The sequence below is a fragment of the Nisaea sp. genome (genome assembly GCF_040217065.1).
Taxonomy (GTDB): Bacteria; Pseudomonadota; Alphaproteobacteria; order Thalassobaculales; family Thalassobaculaceae; genus Nisaea.
Map to the genome: position 1 here is coordinate 244943 of NZ_JAVJNX010000004.1, position 24664 is coordinate 269606.

The window sequence follows — 24664 nt, forward strand, 5'->3', positions numbered from 1 at the left end:
TCCGGCTAGCTGCCGTGGCGCAAACCTGCCGCATGCGGCCGCTGTGCCGCGCCCCTGTCGGGAAGCCCGAGCGCATGCGCCGTGGCCTCCAGATAGGCAAGACCGTAGCGCTGGTCCGGCTCCAGATGCGCCCCCTCGGCCCACTCGTTCCAGGCATTCACGAAGACCAGAGGCGCGGTTGAGGATTCGGCAAATCCGTTTTGAGAAACGACGGCGCGCAGCCAGGAGCCGTACGCTTCGGGCGTGCTGTCGACAAATATCTTGGCGTCGCGCCCTCGACGCGCGGTGTTGTCCCAGCTCGTCATGAGACCGCGAAACAGCGGGTAGTCCGGAAGTGCCCGCTCGACGGCGCGCTCGGCGACCGACGGATAGTCGACAATGCGTCCGCTAAAATCAGCGGGCACCCCGGGAACCGAGCCGGTCACGTCTTTGCCCCGGGCGCCGTGAGGATAGAATTCGACAGCAGAATCGAAGCCGAGCGCCAATGGGTCACCAAGCCCGAAAGTTTCCATCGCCGATATATGCAGACGGCCAAGCCCCTCTTCTTCGCAGCGCCGGCGCCAGTGCGCCAGCGTTTCGCGAGGCTCCGACAACAGGGCAGCCCTGTAGACAAGCAGTATCGGGCCGCCGTCGGTGCGGATGTAGCGGCGGTCGCGCAGGACTGGCAGGGCGTCTTCGATGAACGCGCGATCTGCGGCCGGAGTATGAGTCTGCTGCAACAGGACCTCGTTGTCCCGCCCGTCCCAGCGCCGCGTCAGGGTTTCGTTCGCCCAGCAGATGCAAAAAGGGAGGTCAGGCTCGCTTGACTCCAGCACCTCGTTCAGAGGGCGTTCAAGGAACCGGCGCCCCTGAAACGAGTAGAAGTAGTAACAAAACCCATGGATCCCATACGCCCGGGCCAGATCTGCCTGCGCTTGACGAGTCTCTGACACGCGCAGGTCATAAAAACCGAGATCTGCCGGTAGGTGCGGCTGGTAATGCCCCGGAAACAAAGGTTGCGCGCGTGTGACATTCGTCCATTCGGTGAAGCCGCGCCCCCACCACGCATCGTTCTCCGGAACCGGATGGTACTGCGGCAGATAGAAGGCGATCAGCCTTGCCAAATCATTCATGGGAGCAATGCGGTGCTATTGATTGCGGCGATCCTGGTCCCGTATTGGCTCACCGGCACGTCTGATGCGAGATACACGGCCCGGTACAGACAGCTCTCCGGTGCGTAATGCGCCGCAATGCGCGGCAGCCGGCCGGATCTGCCGGCTTGCGCCCCGTGAATCGTGGCAGAGTCGAAGAACACGACATCGCCACGGTGCGTGCTGACGCAGATCTTGCGGCCTTGGTAGGTTGAATTCATGGCATGCGCGACGTCCGCTATGTAGCGGTTGTCAGCAACGCGTTCGGAATCGGCCTCCACCACAGTTCGATGCGAACCGGGGACGACGAATAAACGGTTGTTGTCGTCATCGGCAGAGTCCCACAGGGGGATCCAGACGCCGACAACATGGCCGCTGGGAACAGTGTCGGTATAGGCGCAGTCCTGATGCGGACCGTTGCAGCTCTCATCCAGCCAAAGTGACTGCACCACGCGAAACGGACCGGCAGAAAGACCATCAAGCAAACCAGCAATGGATGGGTGGGCCATGATCTCTGTGACGGCTTCACGGAAGGGCTGAAAACCCGAATCCTTCTCCAGATGTATGTTCATCAGCGGGTTCAGGAGTCCTCCTTTGCCGAAACGGTGGTATTCTCGCTTTGTACTTTGTCGGAGATAGGCGGCACCGGACTGAAGAACGTCACGCTCGAAGCATTCAAGCGCCTGATCAAGCATGGGCAACGGCAAGATCCCACGCCCGATGGCAAAGCCATCCGCTGAAAGTTCCTGCAAAAATTTCTGCCGATTCGATATATCGCCGTCCGACACTGGCTCCCCCTCGCGAATGTTCATGCAGTTCTTCAGCAACGCAAATCGCGGCGCGGATGACGTTGTCTGAGCCAAGATCCGTGTAGGCTCAGCAGACATGGTGAATCCTCCCGATGTTTATTCTCTTTTTCCGGGAGTGTGGGCCTGCGGACTGGCCCCGTAAAGCCGCGGGCGGGCACGAGTGTGGTGATCGCCCGGATCGCTAGGCGAAGCGCCAGAGGCTCACGGCGCCGACCAGGATCAGGCTGGTGGCCCAGACGAGATCGAAATTCACCCAGGCCCGGGCCAGCACCTTGAGGCCGAACCAATAATACAGGGCCGCGGCAAGGCCGCCTCCCGCAAGGACCATCGCGGCGCTGTGGACCAGAGCGACGAGCACCGCCATGGCGGAGTTTCCGCCGATCAGCCGGAACGCCGCCCCGTCCTGCGCGCCGGCGGCGCAAATCCCGAGATAGATCGGCACCAGCATGAGGCCGGCCCCGTGCGCGATCGCGACCAGGAAGGACCAGAGGCCGAGCCTGGCCGGCGAGATCCGGGCAAGGAATCGCGGATGGTCGCGTTTTATCAGGAGATAAAGGCCGGTTCCGATCAGCAGCAGCGCGGCGCCGATACTGATTTCGTCCGCCCATTGCACCATGACCGTCAGCAGCGCGAAGGGCAGCAGCACGGCGAGCATCGAAAGGAAATGCCCGGCCCCGAGGGCGAGCATTGCCTGCGGCAGGGCGCCGGCACGCCTCTCCATCAGTGCCGTCGACAGCGCCAGCGGCCAGCCCATGCCCGGATTGAGACCGTGATAGAGCCCGAGCCCGGCGACGGCGCCCCAGAGCGCTGTCGCCGATGTTATGTCCATGCCGGTCTCAGACGGAGGGATAGCAGAAACTGTCCGTGGAACAGTCGCCGCCCTCGAGCCGGATCTGATGGCTGCGGTAGCCCTCGGGGAACTCGACCCAGAAATCCTCGTCCAGCGTCAGGCCACCATCCGGGCCGACATCGGCGCGAACCATCGCGGCGCCGCGCTCGCCCGGATAGAACTGGTCGTCCCAGGTCGAGTAGAGCGAGTTCGTCCAGTAAACCCGCTTGCCGTCGCGGCTGATCTCGACCATCTGCGGGCCATAGCCAAAGGCCTTGCCGTTGGGGTGCGCGGTCCGCCTGACGATCCCGCCGATCTCGACCTTGCCGGCCAGTTTCGGTGCCATCGGGTCCGAGACGTCGTACTGGTGCATCTCGCCGGTGCCCCAGCAGGAGACGTAGAGGAAGCGGTCATCGAGGCTGAGATCGATGTCGGTGACCAGCGGCGGCACTGCGCCGAACCCCTTCAGCAGTTCGGGCAGGTCGTCCGCTTCCGCCGGCTGCGGGTCGATGGTGATCGTCTTCCTCGCCTCGAAGCTGCCGTCCGGATTGCGCCACCAGGTGAAGATCGCACCCTGCAGGTTCGTGGTATCGACGACGACGCCGACGAAGCCGTGCTGCGCCACCGGATCGTGCGCGGGACGGATTTCGAGCGCCATTTGATGGTTGGCGCCGAGATCTATGGTCTGGATATTCACCCGCTCGCGGAGTTTCCAAAAATGAATGCTATGGCCATACTTGTTGGCCAGCAGGTCTTCGGGCACGACGCCGTTCTCGAATTGCGGCGGCAACGCCCATTCCGAGCTCACCATGTAGTCCCGGGGCAGGTTCCACCAGAAATCGTAATGCTTGTCCTGCACGCCGCGCTCGATCTCGTAGCGCCCGACGATGTCGAAGGTCCGGCAATCCATGATGAAGATTCCGGGCGCCCCCTCGGTGCCGTCCGGCCCGCCGCCGCCCAGGGTCGAGACATAGATCCCCTCCGGTCCGCAATGGATCGTGTGCGGGCGGGAATAGCCGGTCTTGGCGAACAGCTCCTCCGGCTCGATGATCTTGTGGATCTGCGGGTCCAGCGGGTCCTTGACGTCGATCACATAGATCCGCGAGGAGCGGATGCCGGGAATGATCAGGTAGCGGCGCTCGAGGAAGGCATGGCCCGTCAGCGGCGAGAGGGCCGAGGAGCAGGCGTTCCAGCCGAAATGGTGAAACTCGTCGCCCTTGTTCGGCATGAACAGCGTCTTCAGGATCTTGCCCCGGTCCTTCGATTTCGGATCGACGTCGATCACCGCGAGCCCGTCGGGCTGGGAGCCGTCGGGACTGAGCAACAGCGTGAAGGCGACCGTCTCGACCGGGGCCTCCATGGCGATTTTCGGGGATGCGTAGAATGACGGATCTGGCATCAGATTCATGATTTCCTCCCGCTCGGCGAAGATGTGCCTTCGCTCTTTATGCAGGTCTCCCGTCCGCTTCCTGGCGGGGCGACAGAACTGCCGGGGAAATCAGGAATATACCCAGCACGACGCCGAACGACCTGACGGAAGGGACCGAACCCTAGAGCTCCATCTTTGCGGGATCTCGGACGCCATGCAATACACCTTTCGACGAAAGAACGTCACGGGGCGACACCCGCCCCGTGACTCGCGCGCCCTCCTGCCAAAATTCCATCAATCGGGACGGCCCGGTTTTGCTAGCCTCACGTCAAAACTTGCAGGGGAAACGCGAAGATGGACAAGAACAGCAAGATCGCCCTGATCGGGGCCGGGCTGATGGGACACGGGCTCGCCCTGGTGCATGCGATCGCCGGGCATCCGGTGAAGATGACCGATATCAGCGAGAGCCAGCTCAGGATCGGCATGGATCTCGCCGCCAGCGCGCTGGAGACCATGGTCTCGGCAGGCGCCATCGCCCGCGCCGACGTGGCGCCGATCCTGGCCCGGATCACGCCGGTGAAAACCCTCGCAGACGCGGTCGGCGACGCGGATTTCATCATCGAGGCGGTGGTGGAGAACCGGGAGGTGAAGACCGAGGTCTATGCCGAGATCGAGGCGGCGGCCCCGGCGGCGGCGCTGATCGCCAGCAACACCTCCTATCTCGACGTCTTCCCGCTGGTTCCGGCCGGGTTGCAGAGCCGTTTCATCATCACCCACTGGTACACGCCGCCCTACATCATCGACCTTGTCGATATCGCCGGCGGGCCGGAGACCGACCCGGCGCACCTCGTAGCCGTGCGGGACCATTACCGCGCCATCGGCAAGAAGCCGGTGCTGTTCGAGCGCTTCACGCCCGGCTATGTCGCCAACCGGCTGCAGGCGGCGATGACGCTGGAGATTACCCGCCTGCTCGACGAGGGCTTTGCCGACGCGGAAGCCATCGACACCTCGATCAAGTACGGCCTCGCGCTCCGCATGGCGACCATGGGCGCGCTGATGAAGGCGGACTTCACCGGCCTCGACATGACCCGCCGCTCCCTCTCCAACAAGATGTACACACCGCCGGAGGTGAAGGGCTATAGCGAGACGCTGGAGAAGCTGATCGCCGAGGGCAAACAGGGCGTGATGAATGGGTCCGGCTATTTCGACTATGGCGACATGAAGCCGGAGGAACTGTTCCGGAACCGGGATGTCGGTCTGCTGAAGCTGAAGGCGGCGGTGGAGACGGTGGAGGAGGACCTGCCGCTCAGGCCGAAGGGGTGAAGCAGGGAAAGCCTTTCGGATTGTCGATCGCGCCGAGACCGGGATCACCGGTCGCTCTTCGGCGCTTATCGACGGCACAGTCCGAAAATGATCGCATAATCCGGAAGACAGGAAGCCCGGCTCACAGACATCCCGAGGAGGAACGGAAATGACTCAGAGCTCATCGGCCGATCGATCGAACAGCGCCTTGGACTCCTCCCTCGCCGCCGCCGAAGACCGCTACAAGGCGGACAACCCGAAAAGCGCTGCAAGGGCGCAAGAAGCGGCTCGGGCCATGCCCGGCGGCAACACGCGAACCGTCACCCACTACACGCCCTATCCGCTGACCATCGCCTCGGGCGAGGGGGCGACGATCACGGATATCGACGGCCACCGCTATACGGACTTTCTCGGCGAGTACACTGCCGGCCTCTATGGCCACTCCGACCCGAGACTGGTGCGCGCCGTGACCGGTGCCGTCGAGGCAGGGGTCGGTCTCGGCGGCCCGAACCGGTACGATGCCGAGCTGGCGCAACTGATCTGCGCGCGCTTCCCCTCCGTCGACCTGCTGCGCTTCTGCAATTCCGGAACCGAGGCCAACCTGTTCGCCCTGTCCGCGGCGCGCGCCTTCACCGGCCGCGGCAAGGTCATGGCCTTCTCCGGCGGATATCATGGCGGCGTGTTCTATTTCGGCGAGACCGGCTCGCCGATCAATGCGCCGTTCCCCTTCGTCATGGCGTCCTACAACGACATCGACGGCACCGTCGCGCTGATCGAGGACCATGCCGATGACCTGGCGGCCATTATCGTCGAGCCGATGATGGGAAGCGCGGGCGCCATCCCGGTGGACCCGGACTTCCTCGAAGCGCTCCGCGACCGCGCCGCCGCCCACGGCACCATCCTGATCTTCGACGAGGTCATGACCTCCCGGCTTGGCCCGGGCGGTCTGCAGGAGAAACTCGGCGTCACGCCGGACATGACGACCTTCGGGAAATATCTCGGCGGCGGCATGACCTTCGGCGCGTTCGGCGGCCGGCGCGATGTCATGAGCATGTTCGACCCCTACGCGGCCAACGCGATCTCGCATCCGGGGACTTTCAACAACAATGTCCTGTCGATGGCGGCGGGGCTTGTCGGACTGCGCGACATCTTCACGCCCGACGCCGCCGAGGCCCTCAATGCAAGGGGCGACCGGTTCAGGGAGCAGATCGGCGCGGTGATCGCCAGGCACGATGCGCCGATGCAGGTCACGGGGATGGGCTCGATCCTCGGCCTTCATTTCCAGCGCGCACCGATCCACCGGCCGCAGGATACCTGGCCCGCGGACCGGAAGATCGCCGCCCACAGGGAAGGCCTGCGCAAACTGCTCCACCTCGATCTGCTCGCATCGGGCCTCTTCATGGCACGGCGCGGTTTCATCTCCCTGTCACTGCCGCTGGGCCAGCCGGACTTCGATGATTTCGCCGCGGCGCTCGACGAGTTTCTGACGGTCCGCGGCGAGCTTCTCGATGAAGGTTGACCACCCGATGCGTCCGGAGGCGGCGGCGGCGTGCGTGGAGGAGAAATTGTCAGTGGGGCCGAAAGGGTGATCCGCATGGATGCGATGGAAACGGACTATGTCGTGGTCGGCGCAGGCTCCGCCGGATGTGTCGTGGCGAGCCGCCTGAGCGAGACCGGGGCAAGGGTCCTGCTGCTGGAGGCCGGGCCGGAGGACCGCAATCCCCTGATCCACATTCCGGCCGGCGTGAAGAGCCTGCTCTATAACGCGAACGTCAACTGGAACTATGCGAGCGAGCCGGAAGAGGGCACGGCGGGACGGGCGATCCACTGGCCGCGCGGACGCGTCATGGGCGGGTCGCACTCGATCAACGGCATGCTCTATGTGCGCGGCAACCCGGCCGACTATGACGGCTGGGCGCAGCTCGGCTGCCGGGGCTGGAGCTTCGACGAGGTCCTGCCCCTGTTCCGGCGCTCCGAGCGCTACGGCAAGGGCGAGGAGGACATCCGGGGGCGCAACGGCCCGATGCCCGTCGAGGATTACCGGACCATTCTGCCCCTGACCCACGCCTTCGTGCGCGCGGCCCGGGAGGCCGGTTTCGCCTTCAACCCGGATTACAACGGCCCGGGCCAGGAGGGCGTCGCCTATTCGCAGATGACCCGGCGCGGGCGCTGGCGCGCCTCGACCGCACGCACCTTCCTGGCCGAGGCGCGCAAGCGCCCCAACCTGCGGGTCGAGACAGAGGCCCTGGTGCAGAAGCTGAGCTTCGAGGGACGCCGCTGCACCGGGCTGGTGTTCCGCCGCCACGGCGAGGATGTCCGCGTCCGCGCCGCCCGCGAGGTGATCCTGTGCGGCGGCGCCGTCAATTCGCCGCAACTCCTGCAGATCTCGGGGATCGGCCCGGCCGGCCATGTCGCGGGCCTCGGGCTGCCGGTGGTCCACGACCTGCCCGGCGTCGGCGCCAACCTGTCCGATCACTATGTCACGCGCATCACGCACCGGGTGCGGGACGCGATCTCGCTGAACGAGCTGTCGCGGGGCTGGCGGGTGCTGCGCGAGATCGGCCGCTTCGCGCTGTTCGGCACCGGCGCGCTGACCTTCGGCGTGACCAGCGCGATGGTGTTCTGCCGCAGCCGCGAGGGCCTGGAGAGCCCGGACCTGCAGCTCCTGTTCACGCCGGCCAGCTACGATCCGGACAAGCCGCTGGCCCTGGAGCGCGCGCCCGGCATGGCGACGGTGATCTGCCCGACGCGCCCCGCCAGCCGCGGCACGGTGATGGCCGCCAGCCCGGACCCGTCGGCGCCGCCGCGCATCAAGCCGAACTATCTGTCGGATCGCGACGATTTGCGCGTGATGCTGTCCGGCATGGCGCATGTGCGCCGGATCTTCGCCGCGCCGTCCCTGGCGCGCCACAGCGCATCGGAACTCTGGCCGGGACCGGACGCGGCGGGCGAGGCCGCGCTGACGCAATTCGCGCGGGAACGCGGCACCACGCTCTATCACCCGGTCGGCACCTGCAAGATGGGGATCGACCCGATGGCGGTCGTCGACCCGGAGCTCAAAGTCCGCGGCGTCGAGGGGCTCAGGGTCGCCGATGCCTCGGTGATGCCGTACCTCACCACCGGCAACACCAACGCGCCGACGATCATGATCGCCGAGAAGGCGGCGGAAATGATCAAGGCTGCGGCGGGGTGAGCGGCGGGCGGTGCTGATGGGGGCGGGAGTGAGGGTGCGCGTTGTCTCTCACGCGCAGAGCTTCTCTTCGTATTCCTTGGCACGTTGCCGCAGCATCGGCCCGATATGGACCTCGCCGCCCGCCACGGCGAGATTGGCCTGCCGGACCAGTTCCGCCTCGACCGCGACCGAGGGCGCGAGCTTGCCGTTACAGGCGAGCCAGCGGGCGACCGTCGCCCATTCCCAGAGCGGGCTGTCTGAGGTGACGCGCGCCACCGGCGCCGGAAAACCCTCGCCCCGGCAGCCCCGGTAATAATTGGAAATCGCCGCCCGCGTCATCTCCGCGCGTTTCGCGATGTCGGAGAGGCTGACCAGCGGGTCCGGCTCCAGCCGGTCGATCCGGGCGCCGGTCGCCGCGACATTCTCCAGCGCCGAGGCGACAGCATCCCCGAAGCTCTCCGCCTCGCGCGCGAAATCGACGATGACATGGCCCTTCTGGAACGAGACCAGCGCGTCGTCGCAGCCATGATCGTAGAACCGCGCCTCGAAATCCTCCGCCGCCGGGTCCAGCCCGGAGGCGATCACGCTGAACTCAAACGTCTCCATCGTCTGTCTCCCCGGCCCCGTGCGGACACCGGTTGATCGCCCGCAGGATCTGCCGGGCATGATTTCCCGCATTGCGCGGCGTCCCATTGACCCCGATCTGGCAGCCCTCGCGGTCATGCTTCGGACAATAGAGCCGCCCCCAATGCCCCTGCGGCCGCCAGGTCCAGCCCAGCGCCTCAGCCTACCGGACTGCCTCCTCGACCTCTTTGTCCGGATGGCGGGGACGGGTCACTACGTGCTCCGAATATGGATTTTGTGTTTACAAATGTCAACAATTTGACCCGCACGACTTTTACGTGCACGGCTCACATCAACAGCCAGCGGTCGGGCCGTCAACTCGGGCGCTTTATGCGACTGCCGATCGTGACGGTTTCGGCAGGCCGGAGCCAGACGCTGGCGGGGCTGATCGCGGACGGCACGATGGCGTGATAAACGGGTCCGGCTATTTCGACTAAGAGGATATGAAACCGGAGGAACTGTTCCGGGGAAATCCGGAGACAGAAATCCGGGGACATGGCCGGGATTCGGAGGCAAGCATTGGCTCATCTGGCCGATAATGAGCGATGTTTTTCCTTGTAAAGACTTTCAGTCGCAGATCAGCGCAGCCCCTCACCCCGTCACCGTCTCCCCAAGCGCCGCCACCAGAGCCTCCAGCGCCGCTTCCGTAAACCGCCACATATTCGCTTCCCGGTCGCCATCGCCGGTCTCCAGCGTGAACACCCGCGTCACCGGGCCCGAGAGCGCGATGCAGGTGTGGCCGGCGGCGTCGCCGTAGCGGTTGCCGCTGGGGCCGGAGGCGCCGGTTTCCGCCAGGCCCCAGGTGGTGTCCATGCGCCGGCGCATGGTCTCGGCCAGCAGGGCGGCGTAGGGCTCGGAGGCGGAGCGCATGCCCGGGTGCCGCTCGAAGTCGATCTCCGTCAGGATCTCGCGCGCCGTGTGGGTGTAGATCACCCCGCCGGCGACGAAATAGGCCGACGCCCCCGGGACCGCCAGGAGGGAGGCGGAGATCAGTCCGCCGGCGGAGGATTCGGCGACGGCGATGGTCTCGCCGCGCGCCTTCAGCAATTTTCCGGCGGCGTCGCCGCGCCCGCTCAATGCAGCCATCCCCGCACTCCTCCCGATGAAATCAAAGGCGAATCAACGGAACACGCTACCCAATGCGCGTGCTCCCGTCACGCCACCCCGTGCCCGCCCGCCCGAACCGGCCGGAAGGGTCGCCCCGAAATCACTCCGAGATGCCGTCGATATAGACCCAGCCCTCGCCGGCGCGGCGGAACCGGCTGGTTTCGGTCTGCCGGCCCGTCCGGGCGCCCGTGCGCCAGGTCGCGGTGAAGCGCACGGTGGCAGTGTCGGGGCCGGTGACCGTGTGCCGCTCGATCACGAGCCCGGTCCAGACCTGGGCCGGGTCCAGATCCAGGATCAGGGGCCGCGTCTCCGCTGCCCAGCTTTTCTGCAGGTAGGCCGCATTTCCCCGGCTGAAGGCGCAATAGCGGGAGCGCATCAGCTCCTCCGCATCCCGCGCCGGCGCCCCCGCATGCAACCGGCCACAGCAGCCCAGATAGCTCTTCCCGCTGCCGCACTCACATGGCTCAAACAAATCGCTCTCCAATCAGGTCGCGCGCCATCAACGCGCGCCGCGCGCGTCGAGATAGATCCGCACCGCATTCTGAACATGCCGGAAGCGGTCGCCGCCCAGATGCTTGCCGCCGAACCAGCGTGTCACCACGATGATATGGCCGTGCAACCCTTCCCGCTCCAGCATGCGCAGGATCACCATGCCGGCCCCAGCCTCGCCATCGTCGTTTTTCAACGCCGTATCGGCGGTCAGCAGGGCCCATGTATTATGCGTGGCCTTGGCGAATTTCTTTTTGGCGCACAGCGTCTTGATAAAACCCTTGGCCTCTTCCTCGGACGCGCACGGCCCGCCCGAGACCGCATATTTCGATCCGCGGTCGCTGATGATGTTCTCGAGAATACGCATAGCGCAGGCTTAGAGCGATCCAGTGCGGGCAGCAAGGGGGCTGCGGCGCGTCAGGGCTGCGTGCTGCCGGTGTTCTGGAAACCGGAAAGAATCTTGCGGTCGAACCCGGCAACCGGCTGGCTCCGGCTTGCGCTCAGCACCTGCTCCCGGAAGCCTCTGATCCCCTGACGGGCGGCGAGCGGGAAGGACGCTTCCAGCCCGGCAAGGGTCTCCGACAGCCGGCCGACGACATCCGCGTCGGTGATGCCGTACCGGGCAATCCCGGCGAAGGCCCGGCAGGCCACATCCTCCAGAACGACGGTTTCGATGAAGAGACGCACCTGGCCCTGCCCGTCAAACCGCATCGCCGAAGGGATGCCCCGTCCGTCCACGCGACCGAGGACTTCCCCCAGCCGGTCAATGCAGTAGAGAGCGGTTGTCGGGTCATTGAAGCCCGGCGACAGGGAGCGCTGGGCCAGCTCCACGATGCGGTGGATGGCGAACTCGAGATCCTGATAGGGCGTCCGGTCCCGGCCGATGACGACGGCACCGCGGAGCTCTTCGGCGATCCTGTCCGATACCCGGTCCTGCGGATAGGCGGTGATCACGCAGGCCCCCTTGGTGACGAACCGGCCGGGCGGCGCATCGACCCGCAGAACAAGATCATGCTCCGTGGCGATCCGCAGCAACGCGTCAATGCCGATAGTCTGGACATATCCGCCAAAGTCGGCCGCGATTGGCCCGCAACCCGCATCGAAGCCGCCCGGCATCTGCTGCGCGGCCCGTTCGTCCGCCTCATCCCCCGACCCCTGCTCGGGCCGTTCGTCGAACAGGCGGTCAACGGCGCAACAGCCTTCGTAAGCCAGTTTCGCCAGCAGGGTTTCGATCCGGATCGAGGTTGCGATGTGATGAATGAAATAGATCAGGACAGCGACGCTGGCCGCGGCCAGCACAATCCCGAACCCGACCGCCAGATGCGGGACGAAGCTGGACCCCTCCATGCCCCGCACCGCCCGCAGCACGAACAGGCAGTACAGAAAGGTCGCGATGAACGTGCCCAGCACGACCTGGTTGCTGCGGTCGCGCATGAAATTGTCCAGAACCCGCGGCCCGAACTGCGAGGAGGCGAGCTGCAGCGACAGCATGGTGATTGAAAAGATCAGGCTCGCCACCGTGATCATCGAGGTTGCGATCACCGACAGGATCGACCGGGCGCCCTCGGGCCCGAACGTATAGAACGCACTCGCCGCGTCCGTCCGGTCCACGCCGCGCAGGGTATCGACCTCGATGAGCAGAAACGAAAGCGCCACAGCCACGAGGGCCAGGAGAGCGGGCACGAACCAGAAGCTGGAATTCAGGCGGTCCCAGAACGCGACGACGCGGGTGACCGAAAATGTGGCAGCCATGACCAACTCTTTTCCTGTTGCGAGCTCGCCGAGCTGACGGCGAAGCCGCTTTCCTTCACAGCGAAGGGGTTCATCCAGGGCCGCGCGGCATGAGCCTCAATCCTAGTGCGATGTCACCCACCGCACCACCCGCTTGATTACGGCAGGCGGGCTAAGGCTTAGAGCGATCGGAGTGGAGAGGACGACGGCATATGGCGCGGTTGGGGGCCCGGATTTCTCTGCGGTCATTGGGAGGGGAAGCGCCAGCACCTTACCGGCCCAACGGCAAGAATCCGGTACTGTTTGAGCGTTGTGGCCGGGCTATGTCACGACACCTTCGGCCCAAAGAAGCTGCCATTCGTCACAACTGAGCGGGACTTCTGAATTTGACCCGAAGTGGTCATGGGTCGGTAGAGATTTTGTGATACTAAACTAGCCGCCAGATCATGTAGGTCGTTGCGGAGAGTTGTCTCCTCATCTTCCAAGAATTTTTCTCTTGAGACCAAGCTGCCCGTCATCGTCATCGCCAAGTCGGTCATCGCCACGACGTAAACGTCTTCCTGCGGCTTACAGGCTGAGACTACGAACTCAGTCGCTCTCTCGACAGCCAGTACCCCACCACCGTTACTCGCCGACAGGACCTCTACCTGCTTGAGGACACAGGCTGTGTATTGTTCATTTTCAGTCCCTGCCTTGATAAGGTTTTGTCCCAGGCCGCACCCAGTCACAAGAAATAGGGGCAGGGTAGCTGAGATTTTCCAAAACATGATGTGCTTTCCTTCCTACAAGGCGGAGGCCCTATTGGACATTTGGATTGAGGGGAGTGGTTTCGCGATAAAAAGATGGATCAACGCTTCCGCGACCAGAAGGTTCAGAACCCAACAAAGCACCATAAAGCAATCTCTTAAGAAACCTGTGGGCTCGGCGCCAAAGGTGACGATCCATGCAATTCCAAGCAAAGTCTGTGTCGAAGCGCCTTGGCCAATGGCATAGGCCCTAAGCATCGAAGCCCCGTGACTTTTGAAGGAACGTGCCCTGACGGCAATGATCGCCCAGGCGAGCAGTCCGGTCATTGCGAAACCAAGGATAATCCGGGCAGAAAACAAAAGGCTGCCTTGAATGGCCTCGGGGAAGGTAAAGTAGACGGTCATCCACAACCCGGTGCTTGCCGACAGAAACCCTGCAATCACCATCACGCGACCAATCATTCGGTGTATTGCCGGGCGGTGGCGCCTCAAACTTGGCAGAAATTGTATCGCCCCTGCGAGGCAGAATACGAAACTGCCCGAGACGTGGAAAATGACTGGCCAAGGATCCGCTATGGCCCGCGGATTTCCCGGAAGGACAGAAGGGCCACCGGCAAGTTCAACAAGTCTTATCAGACCACCGAATGCAGGAATTGACGAGAAAACAACAATCAAAATGAATGTTGTCCATTCACGTCCGGTTAAAACGTTCATCATACACTCACTAATTTGACCTTAGGTCGAGATCAGTCTTCGTTCATGGCGCCCATACCAACATTGGGCTGGCCGGTTTGTGTGGCACCCGTCTGGTTCCAAGTACCAATCCGGCACCGCGTATCCGGGTGCTTTTCAGTGGAGGTGCGGGTTTCTACATCTTCAAATTCGAATTAAAAATTGCCAAAATATGCAGAAATGATATTCATTATTGCATGAAAAATCGAAACTCCGCATTCGATTGGTCGCAGGCACAATCCTTTCTTGCTACCGCTGAAACAGGATCTTTTTCCGGCGCCGCCGAACTACTGGGATTGTCTCAACCGACCGTGGGGCGGCATGTCGCTGCTCTTGAGAGTGATCTTGGTCTGTTGCTATTCGATCGGATCGGAAAATCCTTGGCGATAAATGACAAGGGTCTAGCCTTGGTCGCTCACGCGAAAGCAATGAAGGAAGCGGCCGACCTGTTCAGTCTTTCGGCGCTGGGACAGGATCAAAGGATCGCAGGTCCTGTCAGCGTCACCGCAAGTGATGCTTTTTGCGCCTATATCTTGCCGCCAATCATCGAGCGCATCCGGCTTACCTATCCCGAAGTTCAGGTGGAGATCGTTTCATCCAACGACGTTCAAGACTTGGGGCGCCGTGAGGCGGATATTGCAATCCGCAACGTTCAGCCGAAACATCCCGATCTCTATGCCAAGCGCATACGGACCACAAAAGCCTATCTCTATGGAGCAAGCTCTTATCTCGACGTTATAGGACGCCCTGCAACGCTCAACGATATCAGCGAGCGCACGACCTTCCTCGGAGATTCATCCGGGCGCGTCTTGCAGATGTTGAGCGCAATGAACGGAGCCATTGCGGCCGAACAATTTCGCATCGTCGGCAACTCTGGGGTGGCGATATGGGAGTCGGTTAAGCGAGGCCTGGGCCTCGCCGTAATGTTTGAAGATCTCGCAAACATCACACCCGGGGTGGAGGCTGTCCTGCAAAAGGATGTCTCTGCCGAAGTTCCTGTCTGGCTTGTCACTCATGGTGAGCTCAAAACCAATGCCAGGATGCGCGCGATCTTCGATATCTTGTCCGAGGAGCTTGCAGCCAGAACGTCAACGGGCTAACTGCAACGAGCGCCCCACTTTGTCGGTTCGTGGCCGGAAGCTGACATATCGCGATGCCCATTTCTGGCTGCAATCCAGCCTAAGGGGACACGCTACCTGCCTAAGTGGACACGCTACCTAATTGCCGCCGAGCAACTCCACAAAACGTCCGCATATTATCATACCTAATGCGCTAACCTCTCCACGTCGAAAACAGCCCCCCGGAGAGAGCTCCATGCACCCCATACTCCTCTTCACCGGCTATCTCCTCATCACGGTCACACCGCTCCTCCTCAGCGCGCTGCAAAACCTCCCGCCGCGCCCCCTGCTGGATGAAATCGCCTCTGGCCTCGGCATGACGGCGTTTGCCATTTTGCTGGTCGAGTTCGTGCTGTCGGGGCGGTTCCGGGCGATTTCGGGGCGGATCGGGATGGATGTGACCATGCGGTTTCATCAGCTCGTGGCGCGCACGGCGCTGATTTTCGTGCTTGTTCACCCCTATCTCTACAGCGCGGAGTTTCTCGGCACGCCGCTGCCGTGGGACCCGACGGGGCAGTTCACGCTCGGCCTTGATACCGGCTCGCTGGTCACCGGGCTGATCGCCTGGGTGGCGTTGCCGTGCGTCGTGCTGATGGCGATTTTCCGGGACCAGCTGCCCTATCGCTACGAGGTCTGGCGGGCGATGCATGCTGTGGGCGCGGTGGTGATCGCGGCGGCGGTGACGCATCACGCGCTTGAGGCGGGGCGGTACAGTGCCGATCCATGGCTCGCCGGGTTCTGGCTTGTGCTGCTCGCCCTCGCCCTTGCCTCGCTGGTCTGGACCTACGCGATCGCGCCGCTCGCGGAAGCGCGCCGGCCTTATGAGGTCACCTCGGTCCGGAAGATCGCGCTCAGGACATGGGAGCTTGCCCTGCGGCCCCGGCGCGGCGCCGCGCTCGCCTTCGAGGCGGGGCAGTTCGCCTGGCTCACGCTCGGGCACAGCCCGTTCTCATTGCAGGAAAACCCGTTCTCGATCAGCTCGGCCCCGGCCGACCGCCCGGATGTCCGCTTCGTCATCAAGGAAGCCGGGGATTCCACCCGGCATATCGGAGACGTTGCGCCGGGCACCGTCGCGTATCTCGGCAATGCGCATGGCAATCTCACGCTCAAGGGGCGCACGGGAACGGGCATCGCGCTGATCGCCGGCGGGGTCGGCATCGCGCCGCTGCTCTCCATCGCCCGGCAGCTCCGGGCCGAAGACGACCCGCGCCCGATGATCCTGCTCTACGGCAACCGCACCGAAGAGCAGATCGTCTATGCGGATGAGCTGGAAGCGCTTTCCGGACACCCGAACAGGGGGGTCATCCATGTCCTGTCGGAGCCCGGGCCGGGCTGGACGGGGCGCACGGGGCTGATCGACCGGGAGACCATCGGGCAGGTCTTCACAGCGGACGACGCGCGCGACTGGCTCTATGTCCTGTGCGGGCCGCCCGCCATGCTGGAGGCTGTCGAGGACGCCCTGCTGGCGCACGGGGTTCCGGCGCGGCAGATTATCGCCGAGCAGTTCTATTATGATTAGGGGGCGGGGCTGATGAAGTTGCGACACAGGATCCAGGCCGGTGTCTGGGGGACCAGCGCCCTGATCCTCCTCGCCATTCTGGTCTTCGCCATGCGGTGATGCAGCGGCGGTAATGCAGGGGCGGCTGGCGAAACCCCGAGCATGACAGGCCTCAGTGCCCGTCAGACCTTTTCAGCCGGGGCACGCGTGCCGGGCAGCTTGCATCGGCACGCTCTTGCGTCACATCGCCTCTGTATCCCCCCGGCAGGATAGGGCAAGATGCCGGCGATCCAAGCTGAGGCCGATGACCGGACGATGAAACAGACGCGAACGACATGGCGGCGGATTATTCTCGTCCTCCTGTGCCTGGCTCTGACCGTCTGGTCGGTGCGGCCGGACCTCAAGCATCTGCCGAGATATCTTTCCGTGGCCCAGGAGCATGCCCGGACGGTGGCGGAACACGGCCATTCGCACGGGCTGGAAGAGGATCTTCTCTGGGCGATGCACGGCCACGCCCATGATCGTGCCGACCACGAACATGTCGCCGATCTGCTGTTGCCGCCCGCGCCGAGCCCGGTACCGCCGGCACACGGCATCAGCCGGCAGGTGCGGCCGGAGCGGAAAAGTCCCGTCCCGGTCTTTCTCTTCGAACGGCCTCCGCGCGCCTGAGCGGTCCGGCAACGGACAACGCCCCTCAGACACATCAATCCAACGCGGAGATCAATTCATGCACGCGCGCTTCCGGGCGCCGGGTGGACCATTGCAATGGTCGGCCTGCGCCCTCTTCTTCACGGCCCTTGTCCTGCATGCGACTGAGGCCACGGCCCACAACGTCACCGAGGGTGACGCGGGCTATATCCAGGAGATCTGGGGGGTGAACCTCATCCCCTTCATCTATCTCGGGGCCAAGCATATGGTCACGGGCTACGATCACATCCTGTTCCTGCTCGGCGTCGTCTTCTTCCTGTACCGGATGAAGCACGTCGCGCTCTATGTCAGCCTCTTCGCCTTCGGCCATTCGGTGACGATGCTGGCCGGCGTCTATTTCAGCTGGAACGTAAACCCCTACATGATCGACGCCATCATCGGCTTCTCGGTGGTCTACAAGGCGCTCGACAACCTCGGCGCCTATCAACGCTGGTTCGGCTTTCAGCCGAACACGAAAGCCGCGACCCTGATCTTCGGACTGCTCCACGGCCTCGGCCTCGCGGCCAAGATCCTCGACTACCGGATCGCCCCGGACGGCCTGCTGCCGAACCTGATCGCCTTCAATGTGGGGGTTGAACTGGGCCAGCTTCTGGCCCTGGCGGCCATCCTGATCGTCATGGGCTACTGGCGCAGGGCCGACAGCTTCTGGCGCCATGCCTACACCGCCAACGTCGTCATGATGTCCCTCGGCTTCATGCTGATGGGCCTGCAGATCACCGGCTATTTCGTAGCCGCCTGAAAGATTGGATAGAGACATGTACAATTCCCATAAACCCAACACGGACGACCTTCCGAGCTCGGCGCAGTTGCTGCGCTCCACGATCATCGCCCTCGTGGCTGCGATCGCGATCCTCGTCACCGTGATCCTGCCGGCCGAATATGCCATCGACCCGACCGGAATCGGCCGTGCCCTCGGCCTCGCCGAAATGGGCGAGATCAAGAAGGAACTCGCCGAAGAGGCGGAACAGGATCGCCGGATGCAGCAGGGGACCGGCCAGCAATCGAGCGCGCTCGATGCTCTGTTCGGCCTGATTGTTCCGTCCGCACAAGCGCAGGAGGCCTGGAAGGACGAGGTGCGTTTCACCCTGGCTCCCGGCGAGCCGATCGAGGTGAAGCTCACCATGGCAGAGGGCGATACCGCCGACTATCAGTGGGCCGCGAGCGGCGGACGGATCAATTTCGATCTGCACGGCCATGGCGGCGGCCAGTCCGTCACTTACGAGAAGGGCCGCGGCCAGACCTCCGGCGATGGCAGCTTCTCCACGCCCTTTTCCGGCAGCCACGGCTGGTTCTGGCGTAACCGCGACAAGGCCGACGTGACTGTCACGCTGCAGATCCGCGGGACCTACAGCGCGCTCACGCGCTCCAAGTAAGGGGCCGGCGCCCGCGATCGAGTGGTCACGGGCGCCGCCTTGTCAGATCTGCACGGCGGCAAGATGCGGGAGCCGTCAGGATTTTCCCGTCCCGGTCCGGAAAGGCGCCCACCTGAATGCCTCTTAGAAGTCGGGCGTCTATAGCATTAAATTAGACTTACAAAACATTATGCGTGGCGCCCTATCGATTTTACAAACAAGAAACAGAACAGAATTTCATTTATAAAATCTCTTTCATCATCAAAACACCGGTTTGCGATTTTATCACTCTTCTTTTTCAATCAGTTCACCGAAACAATTCCCCCAGAAAACTTGATATTCCACAAAATGTCACCATTCTATTAATCCCGTCGTCGGTTTTGGCGACACTTAATCATCCTGATTCTTTATTCATTTTTCGGGGAAGGAGTTTGCCGACCGATGGCCGATAAGGACCGAAGTGCCGAGAGAGACCTGAGCAAGGGTTACGTCGCGATCCTGGGGTGGAGCGTCAATGCGATCGACGCCATCGACCGGTTCGATCGCCGCTACATCGTTGTGGCGCCGTCCTGGGCTCGGGACTATGCCGAGGAGAATAACATCCCGTTCCTGAGCTGGGACTTCGAGCGGCTGAACGAACGCTCCTTCGAGCTCGGCGAGACGCTGAAGGAGATGGACGTCGACGTGGCCATCCCGCTCTTCGAGGAGACCGTGGAATGGGCCGGCGCCGTGAATGCCGTGCTGATGGACAATCCGCGCCTGATGAACCAGGCAATGCTGTTCCGCAACAAGGCGATGATGAAGCGGCGCGCGCAGCTGGGCGGGATTCGCGTCGGGATTTTCGAGGAAGCCCAGGACAAGACCGACGTCATCAACTTCCTGAAGCGCGTGAACGAGGCGCTGCTGAAGCTCGACGGCGACCCGAACGACCCGATCCACGTCAAGGCCTTCGACAAGGCCGGCTGCCTCGGCCACCGCGTCGTGCGCACGGCCGAGGATGTCGACAATATTCCCGATTCGGAATTTCCGTCCCTGATGGAAAGTCACCTGGACGGCTGGGAATTCGCCGTCGAGGCCTTCATCAAGGACCGCAAGATCCAGTTCCTGAACATTTCCGAGTATGTGCATCTCGGATATTCGGTTTTCGTGCCGGCGACCCCTGAGCTCGAGAAATGGCGCGAGCGCGTCACCGAGGAGATCGAGAAGCTGATCGAGACCTTCAACATCGATTTCGGCTTCATCCACCCGGAATATTTCGTCACCAGCGACGGCAAGATGTATTTCGGCGAAGTCGCCTACCGCCCGCCGGGATTCAACGCCTTCGAGCTGATCGAACGGGCCTACGGCTTCAACTGCTATCAGGGCCTCGTGCTGATGTTCGACCCGCACACCACGCAGGAAGAGATTGACGCCTTCTTCCCGGAGGCGGTCGTCGATGCCAAGGGCCATGCCGGCTGCTTCGGCGTCTATCCGCGCCGCCGTGTCGTGAATGAGCTGCAGATACCCGAGGAAACCGAGAAGGATCCGTTCTTCGAGTTCCACGAACTGATGCCGCCGATGCAGAACAAGGTGACGAAACGTACGGCTTTCGGCACGCACTGGGGCCTCGTATACTTCTTTGGCGATGATCCCTATCGAATGCGCGAGCTCCTGCTGCAGCAGGAAGAGCTGGATTTCTACCTCTGATCACCTGCGCTTCGGCTTCTTGATGAGGAGACCTTCATGACGGACACTGCGGCTGCGGGTGCCGGACCGGAGTCCGGCACCTACGATCCAGCGCTCGCCGCCAAATTGGACGACGCGTGCGCACGGCTCGCCGAGGCCGGGGCGATCGGAAAGCCGCGACACCGCGCGGCCGTTCTCGACATCACCCGGCGCATGAGCGCCGATCAAACCGGCCTGGGCGAGGTCTATCGCCGCATCGAGCAGCTCGACGCCGCCGGCATCTTCGCGGGGACGGACTGGGATCATCCCGATGTTCTGCAGGCCGCGCTTGCCGGCCGGACGCTGAAATTCGCGGACACGCCGACGGCCATGCTCGAGGTGCTGAACCACCTGCGCATGCTGGCCGTCGCGAAGCGGGCGTATTTCCACCCGGGTATCGCCTCCGAGCACGCCCAGAACTTCCTCTCGCAGGTCGTCGGCCTGAATCTCGATCTGGTATTCGACAATACCGGCGAGGCCGCGCGCGTGCGCGGCGGCGGCATGGACCGGGTGTGCCGGATACTCTATGCCCACCTGGTCGAGAATGTGGGACACGACCACATCCTCGACACCCTGATCGCGGAGATCTGGCGGCTGCTGTCGCAGCGTCCGGTCGTGGTCGACGACATCAAGGCGATGATCGCGCAGATCTCGGTCTGGCTGGTCAACGGCAAGTCCGACACTTATGCGGGCGGCTGGGGCGCGGACCGGCTGGTCAGCGCTGTATTCGGTCCGACGGCGATGAGCCGCGAGGATCCCGGACTGCCGGTCTATGGCGAGCGCATCCGGGCGATGGATGCCGCCGGACTGGCGAAGGAGGCCACCGCGTTCGCCCGCGCCATGCACGATACGGGTCTCGTATCCGCCTATCATGCCCAGTTTCTCCGGCATGTCGCGGCGGCGGCGCCGGACCTCATTCCCGATACACTCGGCCTCTCGGGCACGGGCGTGGACGCCCTGAAATGCTACGGCGACCTGGTCCGCGCCCTGATTGACAAGGCGGTCCACCCCGAGACATCGCAAAGCGTTTACGGCCTCGCGCTGATGCTGGAGCGCGGCGTGCTCTATACGCCGCCTGTGGCACCGGCCCTGTGGCGGCAACTGGGCCTCAAGCTCTCGCCCGCCACGCAGCAGGCGATCGCTGCCGGATTCGGCGAAGCCCATGCGCCGGACGTCTTTCTCACCGCTGGCGTGCTCAACATGCTCGGCCAGCCGTTCGGCGTCGGACAGGGCAACAACCCGACCTGCCAGGCTGCGCGGGCGCTCTGCATGTGGTCGCACACGGACCCCGACTACCTGTTGCAGCTGATCAGCTGGGCGGCGCGCGACGACGAAGTCGTGATCACGTTCGAGGGGACGCCAATCTCATCCCGCATCGAGCCCGGGGCCGGCTCCCGGATACTGCATGACGTGGACGCCGTTTCGACCGTCGTCGTGCCGCATCTCGATCGCATCTATGCCCAGATGGGCAGGCTGTGCGCGGCGCGGGGCGACGACATGCACAAATGGGTCAATCGCGAGATGCACGGATGGTGGGTCGGTCGCGGCGTCGAGATCGCCGTCGACGTACCGACCGGCAAGCTGAAGGATTTTGACGGTTTCATCCGCCGTTTCTATGCCGCCTATCACCCGGCCTATAACGGCAACCAGCCGGTTATCCACCCGCAACCGGCGGGCGTCGCCGTGACCGACGGCCTGGCGCGGTATGTGGGCTGGCACGCTATCAGCATCTGTAGGGTCGCCCTCGACCAGACAAGCGACATGCGAGTCTATTTCTACAACCCAAACAATGACAGCGGACAGGACTGGGGCGCGGGCGTCATCGTCGCCACCGACGGTCACGGCGAGCAGCACGGAGAAAGCTCCCTGCCGATCGCCGATTTCGCCGCGCGCCTTTATCTCTTCCATTTCGACCCGCTGGAACAGGGCCTCCCCGACGCCGTACCCGAGCACGAGATCACGCGGGTCCGCGAGATGGCCGTAACCAGTTGGGCGGCAGGACGCGAAGCCTAGGGTTGCCCCTCACGCCACCTCGTGATCCGCCATCAGTTCCAGCGCCTTCACCATGGCCGAATGGTCCCACGCCTTGCCGCCATGGGCGGAACAGGCATTGAACAGTTCCTGCGCCGTCGCCGTGTTCGGCAGGCTGAGACCCATTTCGCGGGCGTTGGAAAGGGCCAGGTTCAGGTCCTTCTGGTGCAGCTCGATCCGGAAGCCGGGATCGAAATTGCGCTTCACCATGCGGTCGCCATGCAGCTCCAGGATCTTCGACGAGGCGAAGCCGCCCATCAGGGCCTCGCGCACCTTGGCCGGGTCGGCGCCCGCCTTGGAGGCGAACAGCAGGGCCTCGCCGACCGCCTCGATGGTCAGGGCGACGATGATCTGGTTGGCCACCTTGCAGGTCTGCCCGTCGCCATTGCCGCCGACCAGCGTGATGTTCTTGCCCATCAGCTCGAACAGCGGCTTCACCCGCTTGAAGGCCTTCTCGGAGCCGCCGCACATGATGGTCAGGCTGGCCGCCTTGGCGCCGACCTCACCGCCGGAGACCGGGGCGTCGATATATTCGCAGCCGAGCTCGTTGATCTTGGTCGCGAACTCCTTGGTCGCGAGCGGCGAGATCGAGCTCATGTCGACCACGGTCTTGCCGTCCGAGAGCGCCTCGGCGACGCCATCATCGCCGAACAGCACGTCCTCGACCTGCGGCGTGTCCGGCACCATGATGAAGATGATGTCGGCCGCCTTGGCGACCGCGGCGGCGCTCGGGCAGGCCGTGCCGCCGGCGTCGACCAGGCTGCGCGACACCTGATTGAGGGTGTTCAGGAAAACCTCGTGACCGGCCGCGATCAGGTGTCCCGCCATGGGCACGCCCATGATGCCGAGGCCGATAAAACCAAGCTTGCTCATCTGTATGTCTCCTCCGTTGCGTTCATTCTTTGCGCGCTCGCGTCACTGTGCCGTGCCGCGGCTCACGCCGTCATCCCGAATTCCGCCGCCAGCAGCTCGTAGCTGCGCCGCCGCGCGCCCTCGTCATGGGCCCAGGTCACCACCGCTATTTCCTCGATATCCAGCCGTTTGGCAAGGTCGCGGACACGCTCGGCCACCCTCTCCGGGGTGCCGACCATGGCCGTCCGGCGCTGCGCGTCCATGCGGGCCGTCTCGTCTTCCGAGTAGGCGGCATTGTTCGCCGTCTCCGCGCTTTCCAGAGCCGTGTAGCGGCCCCGGTCGCGATACAGCTGCCAGCGGGCCCGGGAGGCGAAATGATAGTGCGCCTCCTCTTCGGTCTCGGCGGCCAGGGCCCAGACGCAGATGCCGGGGCGCGGCTCCGGAAAGCGGGCGCTCGGCTGGTAGCGCTCGCGGTAGATCTGGATCGCCTCCGGGCCGCCCTGGCCCTGGGTGAAGAACCAGGCAAAGCTGTAGGGCAGCCCAAAATGGGCCGCCACCTGGGCGCCGTAGAGCGAGCTGCCGAGCATCCAGATTTCCGGCGATGTCTCGCCCTGCGGATTGGCCCGGACAGTGGCGAAGGGATGGCCGTCCGGCAGGTCCGCGCCGCTGACCCAGGCCATCAGGTCCTGCACGTCGTTCGGAAACTGGGCCGGGCGTTCGGCCGCGGCGGGATTGAGGGCGAGCGAGGTCAGGCCGTCCGAGCCGGGGGCGCGGCCAAGGCCGAGATCAATCCGGCCCGGCGCCAGCGCCTCCAGCACCCGGAACTGCTCGGCCACCTTCAGCGGCGCATAATGCGGCAGCATGACCCCGGCGGAGCCAAGCCGGATGCGCTCCGTCTTCATGGCGATCCCGGCCAGCAGGACCTCCGGCGCGGTGCCGATGATGGTCGGGTGGGAATGGTGCTCGGACACCCAGAAGCGCTTGTAGCCGAGGTCCTCGCACAGCTCGGCCATGGCAATCGTGTCGCGGATGGTCTGGCCGTGCGGCTTGCCGACGCCGGCGACGGACTGGTCGAGAACGGAAAGGTGCAGCATGGGCGGGCTCCTTCTGGCGCGCGCTTCGGAAAACACGGAGGGCAAGCATAGAGGGTTTCGCGCGCCGGCACCTTGCCGATCCACCACGAGACCCTTCCCCGCCCGTATCCTTGCCCCCGTCCCGCCGCGCCGCGGAACGGCACCCCAAAACAGCACTTTCCGGGAAACCGTAAAACGGCCCTGGACGCGGGCCCGCGGCTGCTCACGCGGGCGCCCGTCGGAAAACAGACAATGCTCTTGGGCAGATCCGGGAGGGAGTAGCCCCGT

The 24664-nt window shown here is 63.8% G+C and carries 23 protein-coding genes; 10 read left to right on the plus strand and 13 right to left on the minus strand.

Annotation, left to right across the window (positions count from 1 at the left end):
- Window positions 1-5: 5 nt before the first annotated feature.
- The 4 genes from RH950_RS02635 to RH950_RS02650 all read right to left on the minus strand — a co-directional run bounded on the left by RH950_RS02635 (window position 6) and on the right by RH950_RS02650 (window position 4176).
- A complete protein-coding gene (locus RH950_RS02635) occupies window positions 6-1112 on the minus strand; it encodes a glycoside hydrolase family 99-like domain-containing protein (protein WP_350053419.1) in 1107 nt (368 codons plus the stop codon).
- Window positions 1109-1942 carry a phytanoyl-CoA dioxygenase family protein gene (locus tag RH950_RS02640; protein WP_350053421.1) on the minus strand — a complete coding sequence of 278 codons (834 nt, stop codon included), beginning with the start codon at window positions 1940-1942 and terminating at the stop codon, window positions 1109-1111. The genes RH950_RS02635 and RH950_RS02640 overlap by 4 nt, the downstream gene beginning before the upstream one ends.
- 178 nt (window positions 1943-2120) lie before the next feature.
- Window positions 2121-2768 carry a hypothetical protein gene (locus RH950_RS02645; RefSeq protein WP_350053423.1) on the minus strand — a complete coding sequence of 216 codons (648 nt, stop codon included), beginning with the start codon at window positions 2766-2768 and terminating at the stop codon, window positions 2121-2123.
- 7 nt (window positions 2769-2775) lie between these two features.
- Complete coding sequence (locus RH950_RS02650) at window positions 2776-4176, minus strand: selenium-binding protein SBP56-related protein (RefSeq protein ID WP_350053425.1); 1401 nt, start codon at window positions 4174-4176, stop codon at window positions 2776-2778.
- A 315-nt stretch (window positions 4177-4491) separates the two neighbouring features.
- On the opposite strand from RH950_RS02650, the gene RH950_RS02655 reads away from it, so the two are divergent.
- From RH950_RS02655 to RH950_RS02665, 3 genes are all read left to right on the plus strand, one after another.
- A complete protein-coding gene (locus tag RH950_RS02655) occupies window positions 4492-5460 on the plus strand; it encodes a 3-hydroxyacyl-CoA dehydrogenase family protein (RefSeq protein ID WP_350053427.1) in 969 nt (322 codons plus the stop codon).
- 148 nt (window positions 5461-5608) lie between these two features.
- On the plus strand, window positions 5609-6958 hold the full coding sequence (locus RH950_RS02660) for an aspartate aminotransferase family protein (protein WP_350053429.1): 1350 nt from the start codon (window positions 5609-5611) through the stop codon (window positions 6956-6958).
- A gap of 75 nt (window positions 6959-7033) precedes the next feature.
- Window positions 7034-8632, plus strand: coding sequence for a GMC family oxidoreductase (locus RH950_RS02665; protein WP_350053431.1), 1599 nt, complete (start codon window positions 7034-7036; stop codon window positions 8630-8632).
- 48 nt (window positions 8633-8680) lie between these two features.
- On the opposite strand, the gene RH950_RS02670 is transcribed toward RH950_RS02665, so the two are convergent.
- From RH950_RS02670 to RH950_RS02700, 7 genes are all read right to left on the minus strand, one after another.
- On the minus strand, window positions 8681-9217 hold the full coding sequence (locus RH950_RS02670) for a hypothetical protein (protein WP_350053433.1): 537 nt from the start codon (window positions 9215-9217) through the stop codon (window positions 8681-8683).
- 609 nt (window positions 9218-9826) lie between these two features.
- Window positions 9827-10321 (minus strand): CinA family protein, encoded by a 495-nt coding sequence (locus tag RH950_RS02675; protein ID WP_350053435.1) that lies wholly within the window; start codon window positions 10319-10321, stop codon window positions 9827-9829.
- 121 nt (window positions 10322-10442) lie between these two features.
- Window positions 10443-10814, minus strand: a complete 372-nt coding sequence (locus RH950_RS02680; protein ID WP_350053437.1) for a YchJ family protein — start codon at window positions 10812-10814, stop codon at window positions 10443-10445.
- Between the two features lie 27 nt (window positions 10815-10841).
- A complete protein-coding gene (locus tag RH950_RS02685; protein ID WP_350053439.1) occupies window positions 10842-11198 on the minus strand; it encodes a YigZ family protein in 357 nt (118 codons plus the stop codon).
- 50 nt (window positions 11199-11248) lie between these two features.
- Window positions 11249-12583, minus strand: a complete 1335-nt coding sequence (locus tag RH950_RS02690; RefSeq protein WP_350053441.1) for a DUF2254 domain-containing protein — start codon at window positions 12581-12583, stop codon at window positions 11249-11251.
- Window positions 12584-12888: 305 nt separating this feature from the next.
- Entirely contained in the window at window positions 12889-13329 is a 441-nt protein-coding gene (locus RH950_RS02695) for a hypothetical protein (protein ID WP_350053442.1), read from the minus strand.
- Window positions 13330-13344: 15 nt separating this feature from the next.
- Complete coding sequence (locus RH950_RS02700; RefSeq protein WP_350053444.1) at window positions 13345-14022, minus strand: DUF2306 domain-containing protein; 678 nt, start codon at window positions 14020-14022, stop codon at window positions 13345-13347.
- A gap of 77 nt (window positions 14023-14099) precedes the next feature.
- On the opposite strand from RH950_RS02700, the gene RH950_RS02705 reads away from it, so the two are divergent.
- From RH950_RS02705 to RH950_RS02735, 7 genes are all read left to right on the plus strand, one after another.
- Window positions 14100-15140 carry a LysR family transcriptional regulator gene (locus RH950_RS02705; protein ID WP_350053446.1) on the plus strand — a complete coding sequence of 347 codons (1041 nt, stop codon included), beginning with the start codon at window positions 14100-14102 and terminating at the stop codon, window positions 15138-15140.
- A 214-nt stretch (window positions 15141-15354) separates the two neighbouring features.
- Window positions 15355-16677 carry a ferredoxin reductase family protein gene (locus RH950_RS02710; RefSeq protein ID WP_350053448.1) on the plus strand — a complete coding sequence of 441 codons (1323 nt, stop codon included), beginning with the start codon at window positions 15355-15357 and terminating at the stop codon, window positions 16675-16677.
- 258 nt (window positions 16678-16935) lie between these two features.
- Window positions 16936-17325, plus strand: coding sequence for a hypothetical protein (locus tag RH950_RS02715; RefSeq protein ID WP_350053450.1), 390 nt, complete (start codon window positions 16936-16938; stop codon window positions 17323-17325).
- 58 nt (window positions 17326-17383) lie between these two features.
- Window positions 17384-18103 carry a HupE/UreJ family protein gene (locus tag RH950_RS02720; RefSeq protein WP_350053452.1) on the plus strand — a complete coding sequence of 240 codons (720 nt, stop codon included), beginning with the start codon at window positions 17384-17386 and terminating at the stop codon, window positions 18101-18103.
- 16 nt (window positions 18104-18119) lie between these two features.
- Window positions 18120-18737, plus strand: coding sequence for a transmembrane anchor protein (locus tag RH950_RS02725; protein ID WP_350053454.1), 618 nt, complete (start codon window positions 18120-18122; stop codon window positions 18735-18737).
- 420 nt (window positions 18738-19157) lie between these two features.
- Complete coding sequence (locus tag RH950_RS02730; RefSeq protein WP_350053456.1) at window positions 19158-20402, plus strand: ATP-grasp domain-containing protein; 1245 nt, start codon at window positions 19158-19160, stop codon at window positions 20400-20402.
- A 36-nt stretch (window positions 20403-20438) separates the two neighbouring features.
- Window positions 20439-22433 (plus strand): hypothetical protein, encoded by a 1995-nt coding sequence (locus tag RH950_RS02735; protein WP_350053458.1) that lies wholly within the window; start codon window positions 20439-20441, stop codon window positions 22431-22433.
- Between the two features lie 9 nt (window positions 22434-22442).
- Here RH950_RS02735 and glxR read toward each other — a convergent pair whose 3' ends face one another.
- Both glxR and RH950_RS02745 read right to left on the minus strand, forming a co-directional pair.
- Entirely contained in the window at window positions 22443-23324 is an 882-nt protein-coding gene (gene glxR, locus RH950_RS02740; RefSeq protein ID WP_350053460.1) for a 2-hydroxy-3-oxopropionate reductase, read from the minus strand.
- 62 nt (window positions 23325-23386) lie between these two features.
- Entirely contained in the window at window positions 23387-24397 is a 1011-nt protein-coding gene (locus tag RH950_RS02745) for an LLM class flavin-dependent oxidoreductase (RefSeq protein WP_350053462.1), read from the minus strand.
- Window positions 24398-24664: the final 267 nt, after the last annotated feature.